We start from the raw sequence: 14,383 nt of genomic DNA, 5'->3' as shown, positions 1-14,383 counted from the left end.
AAAGGAATGCCTCCACAGTTCCCTCAACGCGAGGAGAGGAATGTGTCCTCGCATGAAGGATCTCACTATTCGGCTTCTCAGGTCAAAAAAACAAAGCAAAAGCGGAAGTTCTCTCTTGCAGCTTTGCTCGTTGAACGTGGACACTTTGCCTGTCTCGATGAAGCTGAGCGTTGGGTCATGGCAGGGAAAATCCTGGTGAATGGGCAGCGCTTTGACAAGCCTGGCATGCTTGTTCCACAGAACGTCACCATTCGCATCCTCGGAAAAGCGCGTTACGCCAGCCGGGCAGGATATAAACTGGAAGCAGCGCTTGCGCACTTTGCCATCAACCCCGTTGGGTGTATTGCTCTTGACTGCGGAGCCTCCACTGGTGGGTTCACGGACTGTTTGTTGCAGCATGGAGCGGCATTCGTCTACGCAGTCGATGCCGGTCACGGCCAGCTCATTGGTCGTCTGCGCAGTGATCCTCGCGTCCGCAATCTGGAGCGAACCAACTTGAGCGATCTGACCGCGATGCAGCTTTCGTCACGGCCAACGTTGATCACGCTGGATCTCTCGTACCTCTCGCTGACACAAGCTTTGCCAGTCGCGGCAGCAGTGCTTGCGCCAGCGGGGCAGATCTTGACGTTAGTGAAACCCCTCTTCGAGGTTGCAAATAGCCAGGCAAGACAGACTGGACAGATCGATGATCCCCAATTGCTCGTGGCAGCGCTTGAGCAGGTGATCCAGGCTGGTGCGGCTTGTGGCCTGGCGCTTCAAGGGGTGGCCAAACTCGCACTCCTGCCACGTCACGGAGTACATGAGTTCGTTGCTTCATTCCTCCGAGGCTCACACATGCCTCCCGGGTGTCCCGATGGTCAGACGCTGCTCGCGATCATCAACGGACAGGGGATTGGGCGCGTTTCGCCGGAGTGACGTTTCCCAAGGTCGAGTAGCAACGAAACGAGGGGATGAACAACGGCGTTGTCCCCTCACTCCTTGGCAGGCTAAGAGTTCCACATGCCGTGGGAGATCGTACGGCATTTTCGTGCTTGCCTCTTATGGCTAGCCGCTCGAAAAGCAACATGAAACTTTTCAAGCTGGATAATGCCCGCTACTTTGCGGCTCATGTATGACGTTCGATCCTTATGACCGCAGCAGTTTCCGCAAGTCGTAGACGAGCAAGCAAGTCGTAAGAGGACAAGAAAAACAAGGCGCCTTTCAGCAGAGTATTTTGCTTGAAAAATCCAGAAGAAGGGAAGGAATGCAGCTTCTGAGGCAGAGAAAGCGCGTCAAAAGCGCTTTGGGTGAACATGCAAAAAGTACCACAAGCCTTTCTGGCGATGATCTCCATGAAAAATGATAGGGAGGTTCGTCTAGGCTGCCATAGCTAGGATCTTTTGTTGGGCTTGCAACAAACGGCGTTGTTCAGAGAGTGCCAGTTTGCACATAAGCGTCGCAAATTCCTCAAAGGATAGTAGTGCTCTGTCAATCATTCTTTGCAACATTGCCTGTTGGAGAGGTCGACTTCTTTTTCTCAAGGGATGGGTAAAGCCGTTTGAGCTTGATACGCGCATCAGCGGTGGTAAAACGCCAATTGACAGTGATGGCCTCCTCATTGCGATTCTGTTGCCAGGTCAAGACCTCTCGCTCCAGTTCCTTCTGTGTCCCAATGCGACGGGAAAGACATTGGCGGGCCAAAGCAGAGAGCTCAATTTCGGCCATATTCAACCAACTCCCATGGACGGGCGTGTAGTGGATTTCCAATTTCTTGAGGAGGCGAAGGGCTTCCGGCGGCGCAAAGGTGGAATACAAGGAAGATGGTGTGTGGGTGTTGAGATTGTCCATCACCAGCACAATTTTCTCTGCCTTCGGATACTGGACATCGACGAGTTCACGAATGAAATGAGCCCAATCCTCGCTTGTCCGGCGCTCTGTCACTTTGACGAATCTCTTGCCCGCCAGCGGCTCACATGCCAGAAAAAGCTTGCGCATCCCTGCTGATTCAAAGGTGTAATCGACCCGCTCAGGCTGGCCCGGTTGCATGGGCAGGCTTTCTCGTTTGTCCTGCAGCAGCAGTTTGGCACTTTCATCCATGCACACCTGTGGAAAGCGTGGGTCAAACGGACGCGTGTAGATCTCTAAGATATCTTCCATGCGCCAGACAAAGGCGGCGCTCGCTTCTGGGGGAATACACCAGCATTGTTTTAACCAAGGCTTGAGCTCGTTTTTTTTGAGCGTTTTGCGCACGGTTTCGTGACTCACGTGTTCCACATAGCCCAGTTCCACCATACGATCAGCTAGAAAACGTAACGTCCAGCGGGCTTGGCCGGTAGGACATGGGCTGCACGAAAGGGCAATGAGATGGGCTTCTTGCTCTCCATCCAGGGCTCGGGCTCGTGTTTGGGTATGGAGACGGTGGTTGAGGGCATCATCCAGGCCGCGGGTGACAAAGCGCTCACGAATACGGATCACGGTGTAGCGGCTCATCTCAAATGCTTCGGCTACTTGCTCATCGGTCCAGCGCGGACCGGGAGCGTTCTGGTCGATTTTGAGTAAGATACGAGCGTGCGCTTGTTGCCTGACGGGTGCCTTGCCTCCCGCCAGCAATTGTTGTAACAGAAACCGTTGTTCCTCGCTCAATGTGACCTCATACTTGTGGGGGCGCTCTCTCATCTGTCTCTCCTTGCAAAAACTATTCTTGAGCTTTCAAGGATAACAGATTGGCTCTTCCGTTGCAAACCTCGCTTGACAGAGCAGTAGCGTGTGCCGTAATCCTTTGATGGGCGCCTGCTTGAGCACCCGAGACTTTTGCCGGATCACAAAGACCTGCTGGTGCGCATCGACGCACAGATCCACGTACTGCCCGATCCCATCCAGATCAATAGAATAGCTTCCTTCAGCAATACGCACGGTTCCATTCTGGCGAACCGTGCGAATGAAATGTTTTCCATGCACAGAGGAGAGCCAGATATCAGGATCAACGAGTTGCGGAAGGGAAGGCAAGTTGGGAAGTTGTGGGAAGGCCACACGAGGTGGCTGATTCTGACAGGAAAGCGCCTGATGAGGTCGTTCCGTATTGTAGTGAATCACAAAGGCTTCCGTGACCTCTTGTGCCTGCTCAAGCGTGTGTGGGCAATGGACTTGGATACACTCCTGGTTATAGGCGCGGTGGTAGCGTTCAACAAACGCATTTTTATCAGGTCGATGTGGGGGACATACGTTCGGCTCAATGCCCAAACAGAGGAGAAAGCGTACGAGTGGCGAAGGAAAATCGCGTCCTGTAGCTGCTCCGACAAAGCGTGGATCACGATCAAAGGTGATCTTGGGAGGCAAACCATCGCGCTCTAGGAAATGAATGATGGCTTGCAGTGTTGTTTGAGCGTGAAAATCCTCCTGGACCTGTGCATCCAACAGGATCGAGGTTCCGGCATCCATGAAATTGAAAGCTTCTACGGCATGCTGCTGCTTGCCTGTCGTAGAAACTTCGACAGTGGAAATATCTTTCAAATCCATCTGGATTTCTTCTAGCATGCCTCGCTGCTCGCCAGGCTTGCGCTTGCGACGCTTCTCGTGAGTGATACGGTCATTTTTCTGGAGGATTTTCCAGATGGTTCGTGTAGAGCGAGGTAATGTCTCTGGATGAGATTGCAACTGAGGGTCACGAGGCAAGTAATACAAGATCGCTCGTGGTCCTGGCGTCCGCTTCAGATTCTCTGGTGGGGTATCACGAATGGCGAGAATACGCGCTTCTATCACCGGATCAGTCTGCGGATAAGGGGTTTTGCGTCCAAATGGCTTGCCCAACAGCACGTGTGCATCCTTTGGAGAGGCTTCACGCAAGCGTTTGACCCACTTCTTGACCCAGCCGAGGGACCGACCAACCCGGTTGGCTAGTTCCTGCTGTGTCCACTCTGGATGCTTCTGCATGAGCTGTTGAAGCATCGCTCGGTCGGCGATCCAACGTTCTTGTTGCATCTGATACACTCCTTTCTAAGAAGAATCTCTCCCATCCAGAGTGTATCATTTCCTCCTTCCGTCTGATTTGACGGTTGCTTGCTCGTCTACGACTTGCGGAAACTGCTGCGGTCATAAGGATCGAAAGTCATACACCTGGTGACAGCTTACGTAGCGCTACCCCTACTCAGGAAAATATAGTCAGACATACAATAAACGTAAAATGCGTCAATAAATCAAATATTACTCTATTATATATCTTTCCCCTCCAGCAAGTAGGCATTATTGGCTCACGTGAGCCAATAAAGGCCTGTTAGGCCCGCCCGTGCAATTTACAACGTTAACAGACTCTGCACCTTATTGGCAGCGACGGCAAAGTAGAGAGCGAGCCAATTTCGGCACCTTATCAACAGAGTAGAGGTGATTTTGGCGGCTCACGCTGCCGATAATGGAAGCTATCGGTACTGTAAACCGTGCACTGATAGGCTTAGCGTTGTAAATTTCTCCTGCGGGCCTAACAGGCCATGATGTGCATATTCCTATCCCTGGCGTGAAGCCCGAGGAAGTAGATATCACTATCCTTAATGATGCCGTTACCGTCCGATGGGAGTACGCTCCAACCCCTCCAGAAGAAAGCAAAAATCTTCATCGTGGCATTCAGTATGGTACCTTTCAGGAACAATTCTCTCTTCCAGCGGAGATTAATGCCGAAGCTGCTGGTGCAAGTTTTAAAGATGGTATCCTTTCAATCCACCTCCCTAAAGCAAAGCAGAGTAAAAGCAGAAAAATTCGTGTATCGACGTAGAAGAGCAAAGAAGGCGAAAACCTTTGATGCGAGTAAATGTGTAATAAACATATGATATTGCAAGCGGTAGAGTGAAGCGTGATGCATCAATTTCCTGCCTCGTGGTGAGGTGACACTCTACTGCGCCAGCTCTCATGAAATAATTCCGACCGTGCAGGTGGCAATGCATGCTGGCATGGACTATAGGGTCAAAGGCTTGCCAAAGAGCACTCATGGCCCATCGAAGACGATAGAGCGGTACTGTCACTTGACGGTACCTCGCTCCGCTGCGATGGCACCAATGACACAAGAGCTATTGACGCAAATCCAAGAGCAACGGATGCATCAAGGAGAACAAGAAGATGTAGGCGAGGGTGACCATCAGCAGCAATTTGCGTCGGTTCTCTCCTTCCCACACCCGTGGACTTTCCATTCCCAATTCACATGTGTGGTTGCAAAATGTCAGCTCAATCCGCCATCGACATGCATAGGCCAACACGACTTCCTGTTGGGTGTGGGGCGCTTGCACACAAAGCGTGCCATACTGCTTAGACGAAGGAACCTCCGAGACAGGCGAGTTTGTAATGAAACACTGTCTATCTCAAGAGGTTCTTTTTGCGTTGTTTTTGTCCGTCCACTACGGGATCTCTATTACGATATGGGCGAGATCACAATCTGATTATCAACTTCAGTGACACCTGGTGCTGACCAGCAGGCGGTCTCTTCCGCCGCCTGTTTCTCCGCATAGGAACGCACCGTCCCACGGAGGATGACTTTGCTATCCTCCATCTCAACCGTGATATTCCTGGCATCGGTTTCCGCATTGCGCATGAGTGCTCGCTTGATTTGATGCTTCAAATCCGGGGGCAACACATGAGCCTTGACTATAATGAGATTAGTGATGCCTTTGACCCCTGACAGACGACAGGTCACACGTAGGGCGGCTCGCTTCTGAAAGCCGTGGTCAACCTCGCCTTTGAGACTTACCCAACCCTGGTTGACCATCACATCCAATGTACCAGTCGGAATCGCCGCATCCCATCTCAAGGCGTTAAGCACAGCAGCAACAATGTCAGCATCGGAGCGTTCGGCAGCTTCGGGTAGGTGTACCTCAATATCATTGACAACTGCTTTGACGCCTTGAAGGCGATAAGTGATCTCTTCAGCAGCGATTTTTTTTAAATACGAGTCGACCCAGCCAGTCAAGGTGACGCTACCATCCTTGACTGCGACCTCAATTTCATTGGGCCGCACACGCGTATTCCATTTCAATTCTTCCAAGGCATCTGCCTGGATTTCTTCATCTGTAGGGATGGCCATGTTGCATATCTCCTTTCAGTATTTTAACTATTCTCGTCCAGAGGTATCTGTTCCTGCCCCAAGCTGACGACGACAACTTATTTTTATTATATCAACAGTATAGTTCTCTAAATTCTTGAGTCGTAAACGCTATACTGATAGAGGCTCTGTAGCACTTTGCGTGATGGGTAAGGTTAAGCTGCATGCAGCACCCGCACCTGGCCAGCGCTGCAACTCCAGTATAGCATGGCAAGCAAGCGGTCGTTGAAAAAGGGGATGACCAAGAGGCATGAGCGGGGATGGCGTTGCGTTGCGTGTGTGCTGATTGGTGAAGAGGCTGAGCAGGCATGGGAGGGCGTCGCGAGTCTGTTCAGAGACATGTGCAAGGGGTGAGATGGTGTGTCTCTTTTTTGTGGTAAATATGGCGACGCGACGACGTATTTACTTGCACTGCGGGCGAGCTGGTTGGGAGAGGATGGTGTTCCCTGCTGACGGGCAGCGTGGGAGGAAGGCGTACAGAGCGTGCCACGGTTCACGCCCAGCGCTTCATCTGAGGGGAGAAGGATCGGCAGATGAGAGAAATAGCAAGAGAAGCAAAATTGGTGAAAAAAGGCTTGACACGCTGGCGTCTGGGCACTACAATCCATCTTTGGATGCTATAGTGCATCTGCGAGGGGAACGCGAAGGTGTTTGTGTTGTTTTGCTGATCCATTGCCGATGCGTGGGCCAGGCGAGCCAGAAGGGAGTCATGGAACATGGTGTTTGAGTTGTTTAAAAGGAAAAAGACGGTCCTCACCATGCAAGTGGGAGAGGAAAATAAGAGGAAGCTCAATCAGCATCAAAGGCAACTGGTCGAAGCTCTCTGTGCTGTCCGTATTGATCGACATGAGGACGATCGCTATGATTGCTCAAACATTGGACAACGGCATCAATGTTTGAGCAATTTCTCATTGGATATAGTTGGCCATGCATTGCACGTGAATGCGGAGGAAGGTATCTATCGGCAAGTTACTCAGATACTGATCAAACTGTATAGTATGAGTAAAAAGTATGATGGAACGCTTCTTGCAAGTGATGTTATCTCTTTTTATGATGGTGTGAATCGTCTGGCCATGAGCTTTGAATCTTTTGAAGCCCCAGGATCCTGGCGTTTTAGTCTTGAGCTTCTTTCTGATTCTCCCCACGTATTACAGCGATGGACGGAGCAAGGCTATAGGAGTGATGCTTTGCCTCTAAAGATTGTCTTCGTCACCCCATAAATTGGCATCATATGATGAATAGAAAGGAAAGGGGAAGGCAACCATATGGAGCGGAAGGAATTTGGGGAGCCCGTGCAGACGGCGACGGTGGTGGGTGCAGCGTGATCCACCGCACGACATTGACACAGGCGGCGAAAGCGGGTGTGCTGGGGAGCAGTGCGTAGCGGTCGAGGGATGCCTGGCTGATCAAGACGGATCATCCCGATTGGTGGGAGTGGCTGTGCGCCCATGCATATCAGCCCTTCACCCAGGGCTATCGTCGGAACATGGCGGCCGCACTGGGAGCGCAAGAGGCGACAGCCGGTAGCACGGAGCGGAAGCACAGGATGCACCACGAGTGGGACCGCTGACGAAGGGGCCGCTCGTGCATGAGCAGGAGGCCGATGCACCGAGCCCTGGTGGGGACGACAGGGTGGCTGAGAGGCGTCATAGCGGCGAGCAGGGGAGCGCGATCGCGACCGGTGAGGAGGTGGACGTGAACGGTGCAGCTGGCGGGATGGAGGAGGAGGAGCGTGGAAGATGCTGCGGAAGCAGAGGGGAATGGTGCGGCCCTGCCGCGTTCACGTGCGGCGCGCAGGCCTCGTTCTTGGCGGTACTGGCGGACGTGCTCCTGCTGCGCTGCTCGCAGCAGGGAGGGGTATGCGGAGCGTTGCCGACGGATGCCAGCAGTTCGTATGAAGGCTCGGTCCTGGCGCGATCGGCATAGCTGGATCTTTCCTGGGAGGGAGTACGCCGATCAGAAAGACAGAGACAGATGAAACCAGGGTGGATGGTTCAGAACTGGACGTGCTTTCTACGGTGTATCCTATCCGACGATTGAGCAGGGCTTTGCCGCCTGGTGCATCGAGATCCTGGAGCGCATTGTTTTCAATGCAGAGAAAGAGTTTGCCCAGAAGAGGCCGCTGGATGGCCTGGTCGAAAAACTGGCAGCGCTGCGCGAGAACGTGGAACGTGACGCGAGCGAGGATCCAGTACACGCACGCATCTTCCAGCTGGTGCATGTGATCCCGTTGGAAAGCCCTGAAATCAGCGAGCGCGCTCAACAGAGGCACATTTTGCCCACCAACCGGATGCATTGATTTCGTCCAAACAAATTCGTGGTCAATCCGCTCCACGCCTCGAATTTTGGGGTGTGTTCTACAGGAGTAACACTCCTGTAGAACACCCGTGTTGACGAGTGTCTCTCCTCAGCACTCCTTTCCCCAAGTTGCATCCTTTTCCGGGTCTATCCATCTCGGCCAGGCTTTCTCGTATGCGGTGTTTCTTTCTGTTCCTTCTCTCTCTTCTCTCTCTCCTCGCTCTCCTGTGTTGTTGTTGTTTGTCAGATAAAAAAGTAGAGTTTGCCAGATAATATGGCGCCGTTTTTCTGCTCCAATCACATTAGTCTGTGCTGCATAATCTGTCGAGGCATCTTTTTCATCTATTTTCTCGTTCTCTCACCTTCGTTCTGTATCGCTTGCCATTCCTTCCGACAAGATATCCGGCACTCCCGCCAGGAAATGTGGCAAAGTGCTTGCGTGTTCAAGACGCATCTGATAGACTGACATTTACATGGTTTTTCACAGATATAACGGTATGATATGAGTGAAGGAGCAATCCTATGTTGACGCCAAAAAATTTCGCACCTTGGTGCCAACGACTGCATCTCTAACCAGAAATAGAAAAGGTCATTACCTTGATTCGCTCATCGCCTCCAGTACTGAAGGTGAGAGGACATAAGTGAGATGAGAACCAGAAAAAAAACAGAGGAACTGCAAGAAAAAACAACTGCTCAGGAAGGAGATACGTTCAACTATCAACAACTGATCAAGAATACCCTGCTCCATAATGACCAATTTCTCAAAGCGACACTGAGTCTACCTGCAAACAAGCAAGACGGGAATTGGACGAAAGTCGTGATCCGGCCTGTCATGATACGAGGAAAAAAACACCTTCAATTCTCATACTTTGATGCACAAAGAGACATTACTAAAAATTATGCTGGGGAGGAACAGTTACAACAGATCGATGTGCTCCTCTCGCTGGAATTTAAATATATTCATCTGTACACGCAAGCACAGACAACACAGATTCACATCACCAAGAAAAACAAAGTACAAATCCATTCTACGAAAGCCACTGGGGAACACCAAAAAGGCGACTTGTCACATGATCGCCAAAAGAAAACCTTTCTTGCTGAACCAGCAGCAGTACCGTTCTTACAAGCTGTAGGAATTGTTGGCAATCATGGCAAAATCAACGTGGATATGTACAGCAAATACAGACAAATTCAAGAGTTTATTAAACTGGTCTTTCAAACAGGGGCCTTGGAGCACCTTCCCGCCTCTCTCCTGCATGTCGTTGATGCTGGTTGCGGCAATGCCTACTTGACATTTGCGTTCTACTACTATCTCCATGAATACCTTCAGCGATCAACAGAGATGATCGGGATTGATAGCAGAAGTGAACCTTTAGAGAAACATCAGGAGAAGGTAGTTCAGCTTGGCTGGACCGATCTTCAGTTTGAAACCAGCACCATCATTGATTTTCATCCAAGGGTTGCACCACATATTGTGCTCTCTCTTCATGCGTGTGATACCGCAACAGATGAAGCACTCGCTCAAGGGATACAATGGGGGAGCAGTTTACTGGTCAGTGTTCCTTGCTGTCATCATCATCTCCAAGTCCAGTTAGAACAGCAGCCTGCTCCCGCTCCATTTAGCTCAGTGCTTCGGCACAGCATCCTCAAAGAACGTCTCGGTGACATTTTGACCGATGACTTTCGCGTCTTAATTTTGCAGATCATGGGATATCAAGCAGATATTGTCCAGTTTGTCTCAAATGAACATACGGCAAAAAATTTGATGATTCGCGCAAGGAAATCACATAGGCCAGGCAATCTTCGCGCGGTACACGAGTACAAAAACCTCAAGGCGTTTTGGAACGTCACTCCATATCTTGAGCAATTGCTCGCAGAGCATATTACGAGGTACCTGGACTGATCATTCTATCCTCCATAGAAAGAGGAACGGCGCAGGATATTGCAGGAGCAGATCTGGGAACCAGTCGAAGATTAGGACGACGTTGTTAGCTCCTCCTAGGGAGGAAGGATTCGATATGAGTAAACTCTTCATCATTTGTGGCATTTCCTTTGCTGGCAAATCAACGCTCGGAAAAAAGATCGCGCAGCAGTTCGGCTATGCAGAGGTTGATGTGGATGACACGAAGACCCACCTGTATGGACCAGATATTCAAGATGAAGCTTTGTGTCGTGACGATTGGATAAGAATTTATGCTGAAACGGACTTTCTCATTGAGCATTATTTACAAGCGGGAAAGACGGTGATTGATGCTTCAAGGAGCTTTCAAAAAGAGGAGCGGTTACAGGCAAGACACATTACAACCAGATTGGGTGCTGAAATTGTCACGATTTTTGTTGATACTCCTGAAGCTATTGCTCGTCAACGGCTCCTCGAAAACCGAAAAAAGCCATTGAGACGTGAGGTGACGGATAAAGATTTTGAAGCGACTCTTCGTGCAATCGAACCGCCTACTATTGATGAGAACCCTCTCGTTTTCCACTACGGCGACGACGTTGAACGTTGGATTGCCCAAAATATCTCAGCACTATGTTAGAGAAAATGCAGCGTCTATCAATAGCGTCCCTTCCCAGACGACTTGAAGAAATCCTCCGGAGAGACCTCGTCATAACTCACCGGACTGTTCGCCGGGTGACGCACAACCTTGACCCACGAAGCACTTCAAACCCATACTCTTCAACCAGGTCAACGGGTCCGTCTGGAAATGGAAGCACGAGCAGGAGAACAGCGAGTCGAAAAAGGACAGGCTACAACACATCAGCAATTACAGGAACTGAACGGAGCGATGGCATCTCCATCAAGGAGATCGGTCCCTTCCTCATCACGCATTGCTGAGCGTGCTCCGCAGCGTGATCCAGTAGGAGAACGTGCAAATAGCGCCAACTGTGCTGGCTACTTAGATCATCTATTCAAGAACCGGAGACGTGCGCTGGGACAATCTCTCGTCGCTCATCTTGTTTTTACGAAGAGAGGCATGGAGCAAGAACATCGAGGACAGGTCAATTTCTGTTTGCTGAATACGGAGAGCCTCTTCTGGCAACCAAGCAAAGAGAAGATGCGTTCTCTTCGGCGGTGGAAAGAAAACAGGACAGGGAAGACAGAAAACACGTCAGGCCCTTGAGATAGCCACCATAGGACGCTGGGTCTCCTTCACTCACCCCTGTATGCAGTTGGTCCCTCGTCTCCCGGTCAGATCGAGCACCTTGTGTCCCTGCCCTTTCAGGATGAGCTAAGCGCGCGAACCCGCTGTCGCCGCTCTTGCAAAGATCGAAGACGATGTTCGGCTCGCGCCTGTTCTTGGATCTGTTGCATATACTCCGCAAACGGGAGCGCGCCTTTTGACCAAGCAGGCACGGGCAGTACTTTGAGGATCTGCCCCTCGCCCAACAAAACCAATGTCGCTTCCGCTGCATTCAGATGGACCGTTGGGAGTTGTCTGAATATCGACATGCATGTCTGTGATCCGCAGCATCCTGAACAAAACGCGTATGTCGAGCGGTTTCATCGCACACTCAAGCAAGAATGTCTACAGGTCGAACGTCCCAGCACAGCCGGGCAGACCCAGCAAGCTCTCACCACCTTTGAGACCTTCTACAATCACGAGCGCCCGCACCAGGGACGTGCTCTGCTGGATCGGCCTCCAGCAGAGCAATTGCGCGAAACATCCCCTTTACCAGCCTTGCCGACTGCGGTAGACCCCTTGGCCTGGCTGCACCATGAACCACAACAGGTCTTCCGTCGTCGCGTGGATGCCGCTGGACGGATCAAGTTAGACCTGAAGCGGTATTATGTGGGGAAGGCATGGCGCGGACAACTCATCACGGTCCATCTGAATGCAGCGGAAGCGACATTGGTTTTGTTGGGCGAGGGGCAGATCCTCAAAGTACTGCCCGTGCCTGCTTGGTCAAAAAGCGCGCTCCCGTTTGCGGAGTATATGCAACAGATCCAAGAACAGGCGCGAGCCGAACATCGTCTTCGATCTTTGCAAGAGCGGCGACAGCGGGTTCGCGCGCTTAGCTCATCCTGAAAGGGCAGGGACACAAGGTGCTCGATCTGACCGGGAGACGAGGGACCAACTGCATACAGGGGTGAGTGAAGGAGACCCAGCGTCCTATGGTGGCTATCTCAAGGGCCTGACGTGTTTTCTGTCTTCCCTGTCCTGTTTTCTTTCCACCGCCGAAGAGAACGCATCTTCTCTTTGCTTGGTTGCCAGAAGAGGCTCTCCGTATTCAGCAAACAGAAATTGACCTGTCCTCGATGTTCTTGCTCCATGCCTCTCTTCGTAAAAACAAGATGAGCGACGAGAGATTGTCCCAGCGCACGTCTCCGGTTCTTGAATAGATGATCTAAGTAGCCAGCACAGTTGGCCCGTCAGCTCTGGCAAACGCTTTCACAAACAGATGTTTACCCTCAATTGGGATCGACAGATTATTCGGTGCCCAGCCGAACACGAAATATCCTTTGTGCCTGGTTCAACCGTTCACTTTCCCAAAGACACCTGTGCCCAGTGCCCGTTGAAAACGCAATGCACGACCAGTACCAAAGGGCGCAGTGTCAGCATCCATCCTGACGAAGCCTTACTGATCGAGTTACGCCAGCGCCAGTTGACGCCTGAAGGACGGGCCAAACTGCGTGAACGAGTCGCCGTGGAGCATACGCTGGCCCATGTTGGTCGGTGGCAAGGACGGCGCGCACGCTATCGTGGCACACGCAAGAATCTCTTCGATCTGCGCCGCTGCGCTGTTGTCCACAATTTACATGTGCTGGCTCGTTCTCAATCACTCCAAGCTGATCTTCAGGAGGCTGCCTGATTTCTCGACCGCTTCTCTAGGTGTTCTGCCAGGGCCACTTGCCTCCATCATTCGTGTTCTTCTGTCACGACTTGCGTCTCACTTTCTGCTTGTGCTTCTTCTGTGAGAGACGTTTTGGCGGCTTTTCCTTCCATTCCGCCCAAGTAATCCGTTCAGAACGCTGCCAGCGGTTGAGCAGTCGCCGAACGTGTGCAAGCATTTTCAGGTCATGGTGGTGTCCGGGTCTATAGGACACGAAGCCCTCAAGAGTGTTCTCTTCCAAGGACGAAGACAAGACACAGTCACGCTGTTGAAGCGCTTGCCGCAGATCGCGGTGTTGTTGCTGATTGTTCTGACTGAAGGTAATATGAAAATGGACGGCATGCTCATCTGTGAACGAAGCAGGAAGGCTCCCAAAGATATCTTCCTCCTCTACCACATTGAGAGCAGTTAACGCTTTGAGATCCTTATGATAGCGCTCTTCAAACTGTTCCGTGGAGAGGTCTGCTCCTTCTTTTCTCAGATCCAGATAGCCCGTGAGGTTCCGCATGAAAACATAGCCATCGACGTGGTCTGCTGGCGGCTCTCCGAAGTTCGCCACACCTGTTTTTTGTCGAAAAGCGTCTCCAGCTAGAGCCACCACTCCATGATAGATCTGCTGGGGTTGCATCTTCCGGAGGATCTCCCGAAGATCCTCACCTGTTTGTGGCAACCAGGTGATGTCTTCTATCTCTGGCTCAGCCTCGAAACACTCGTCAAGCGAGGCATACTGTCGTCCCGTTGCTTGCGATCGAACACGATAACCAAAGAGCTCGTAGTAGCCATCCATCATGCTATGCTCCTCGAACAGCTCTTCGAGGGTCTTGAGCCACTGGTCAATTGTTTCGAGCAAGATCGGCTCTGGGAGGGCAAGCAACGCCTGTTGTACCTGTCGAGCCAGCTGTTTTGTCGTTTTATTCATCGCGCGCACCTCCTTCTCTCTTGTTGGCAAGCTTCATTGCTTGATAGATTCTCTCGACTAATCGTCCCACCATGCAAGCTCGTCAACAGGGAGTGGTACAATAATGTTGAGCCGCCTAAAGAGAGCAGAGAAGAGGTGCAGAATGGATCTCGCCATGAACAACGTCTGCCTGTTTTCCACCTTCTTCCATTTTCCTTGCATTTGATGGGTCTAAATTTTTTTGCGCCACTCCCATTCACCATAGGCATTCATCTGCTCTATGAGCCGTTCTGTTA

Annotated in this window: 13 protein-coding genes and 1 pseudogene; 8 read left to right on the top strand and 6 right to left on the bottom strand. The window is 51.4% G+C overall.

Annotated features, from left to right (window positions below):
* Window positions 1–42 precede the first annotated feature (42 nt).
* Window positions 43–915: a TlyA family RNA methyltransferase gene (locus JMI88_RS27685; RefSeq protein ID WP_201365193.1), complete on the top strand. Its 873-nt coding sequence runs from the start codon at window positions 43–45 to the stop codon at window positions 913–915.
* A gap of 552 nt (window positions 916–1,467) precedes the next feature.
* Here the strand turns inward: JMI88_RS27685 and JMI88_RS27680 are convergent.
* Entirely contained in the window at window positions 1,468–2,655 is a 1,188-nt protein-coding gene (locus tag JMI88_RS27680; protein ID WP_201364671.1) for an IS630 family transposase, read from the bottom strand.
* Between the two features lie 33 nt (window positions 2,656–2,688).
* Complete coding sequence (locus tag JMI88_RS27675; RefSeq protein WP_201365192.1) at window positions 2,689–3,957, bottom strand: integrase core domain-containing protein; 1,269 nt, start codon at window positions 3,955–3,957, stop codon at window positions 2,689–2,691.
* A gap of 508 nt (window positions 3,958–4,465) precedes the next feature.
* Between JMI88_RS27675 and JMI88_RS27670 the strand changes: the two genes are divergently transcribed.
* Complete coding sequence (locus tag JMI88_RS27670; RefSeq protein ID WP_201365191.1) at window positions 4,466–4,741, top strand: Hsp20/alpha crystallin family protein; 276 nt, start codon at window positions 4,466–4,468, stop codon at window positions 4,739–4,741.
* A 630-nt stretch (window positions 4,742–5,371) separates the two neighbouring features.
* Here JMI88_RS27670 and JMI88_RS27665 read toward each other — a convergent pair.
* A complete protein-coding gene (locus tag JMI88_RS27665; protein ID WP_201365190.1) occupies window positions 5,372–6,040 on the bottom strand; it encodes a BON domain-containing protein in 669 nt (222 codons plus the stop codon).
* Window positions 6,041–6,774: 734 nt separating this feature from the next.
* Here JMI88_RS27665 and JMI88_RS27660 point away from each other — a divergent pair.
* The gene (locus JMI88_RS27660; protein ID WP_201365189.1) at window positions 6,775–7,278 is read left to right on the top strand and encodes a hypothetical protein; all 504 of its coding nucleotides are present in this window, start codon (window positions 6,775–6,777) and stop codon (window positions 7,276–7,278) included.
* Between the two features lie 560 nt (window positions 7,279–7,838).
* Here the strand turns inward: JMI88_RS27660 and JMI88_RS27655 are convergent.
* Window positions 7,839–8,255 (bottom strand): hypothetical protein, encoded by a 417-nt coding sequence (locus JMI88_RS27655; RefSeq protein WP_201365188.1) that lies wholly within the window; start codon window positions 8,253–8,255, stop codon window positions 7,839–7,841.
* Window positions 8,256–9,002: 747 nt separating this feature from the next.
* Here JMI88_RS27655 and JMI88_RS27650 point away from each other — a divergent pair.
* The 3 genes from JMI88_RS27650 (at window position 9,003) to JMI88_RS27640 (ending at window position 11,478) form a co-directional block, all read left to right on the top strand.
* Complete coding sequence (locus JMI88_RS27650; RefSeq protein WP_201365187.1) at window positions 9,003–10,259, top strand: class I SAM-dependent methyltransferase; 1,257 nt, start codon at window positions 9,003–9,005, stop codon at window positions 10,257–10,259.
* Window positions 10,260–10,374: 115 nt separating this feature from the next.
* Window positions 10,375–10,893, top strand: a complete 519-nt coding sequence (locus JMI88_RS27645) for a P-loop nucleotide/nucleoside kinase family protein (RefSeq protein WP_201365186.1) — start codon at window positions 10,375–10,377, stop codon at window positions 10,891–10,893.
* A gap of 108 nt (window positions 10,894–11,001) precedes the next feature.
* Window positions 11,002–11,478 (top strand): hypothetical protein, encoded by a 477-nt coding sequence (locus tag JMI88_RS27640; protein ID WP_201365185.1) that lies wholly within the window; start codon window positions 11,002–11,004, stop codon window positions 11,476–11,478.
* A 98-nt stretch (window positions 11,479–11,576) separates the two neighbouring features.
* Here the strand turns inward: JMI88_RS27640 and JMI88_RS27635 are convergent, their stop codons facing one another.
* Entirely contained in the window at window positions 11,577–11,807 is a 231-nt protein-coding gene (locus tag JMI88_RS27635) for a hypothetical protein (protein ID WP_201365184.1), read from the bottom strand.
* On the opposite strand from JMI88_RS27635, the gene JMI88_RS27630 reads away from it, so the two are divergent.
* Together JMI88_RS27630 and JMI88_RS27625 are read left to right on the top strand one after the other, a co-directional pair.
* A complete protein-coding gene (locus tag JMI88_RS27630) occupies window positions 11,806–12,384 on the top strand; it encodes an integrase core domain-containing protein (protein ID WP_201365183.1) in 579 nt (192 codons plus the stop codon). The genes JMI88_RS27635 and JMI88_RS27630 overlap by 2 nt on opposite strands.
* 334 nt (window positions 12,385–12,718) lie before the next feature.
* A pseudogene (locus tag JMI88_RS27625) lies at window positions 12,719–13,168 on the top strand (transposase); the annotation flags it as partial.
* 64 nt (window positions 13,169–13,232) lie between these two features.
* Here JMI88_RS27625 and JMI88_RS27620 read toward each other — a convergent pair.
* Complete coding sequence (locus tag JMI88_RS27620) at window positions 13,233–14,108, bottom strand: hypothetical protein (protein WP_201365181.1); 876 nt, start codon at window positions 14,106–14,108, stop codon at window positions 13,233–13,235.
* Between the last annotated feature and the right edge of the window lie 275 nt (window positions 14,109–14,383).

Source organism: Dictyobacter formicarum, assembly GCF_016587435.1.
Note: the sequence above shows the minus strand (reverse complement) of the source record. Positions and strands in the feature narration are given on the sequence as shown.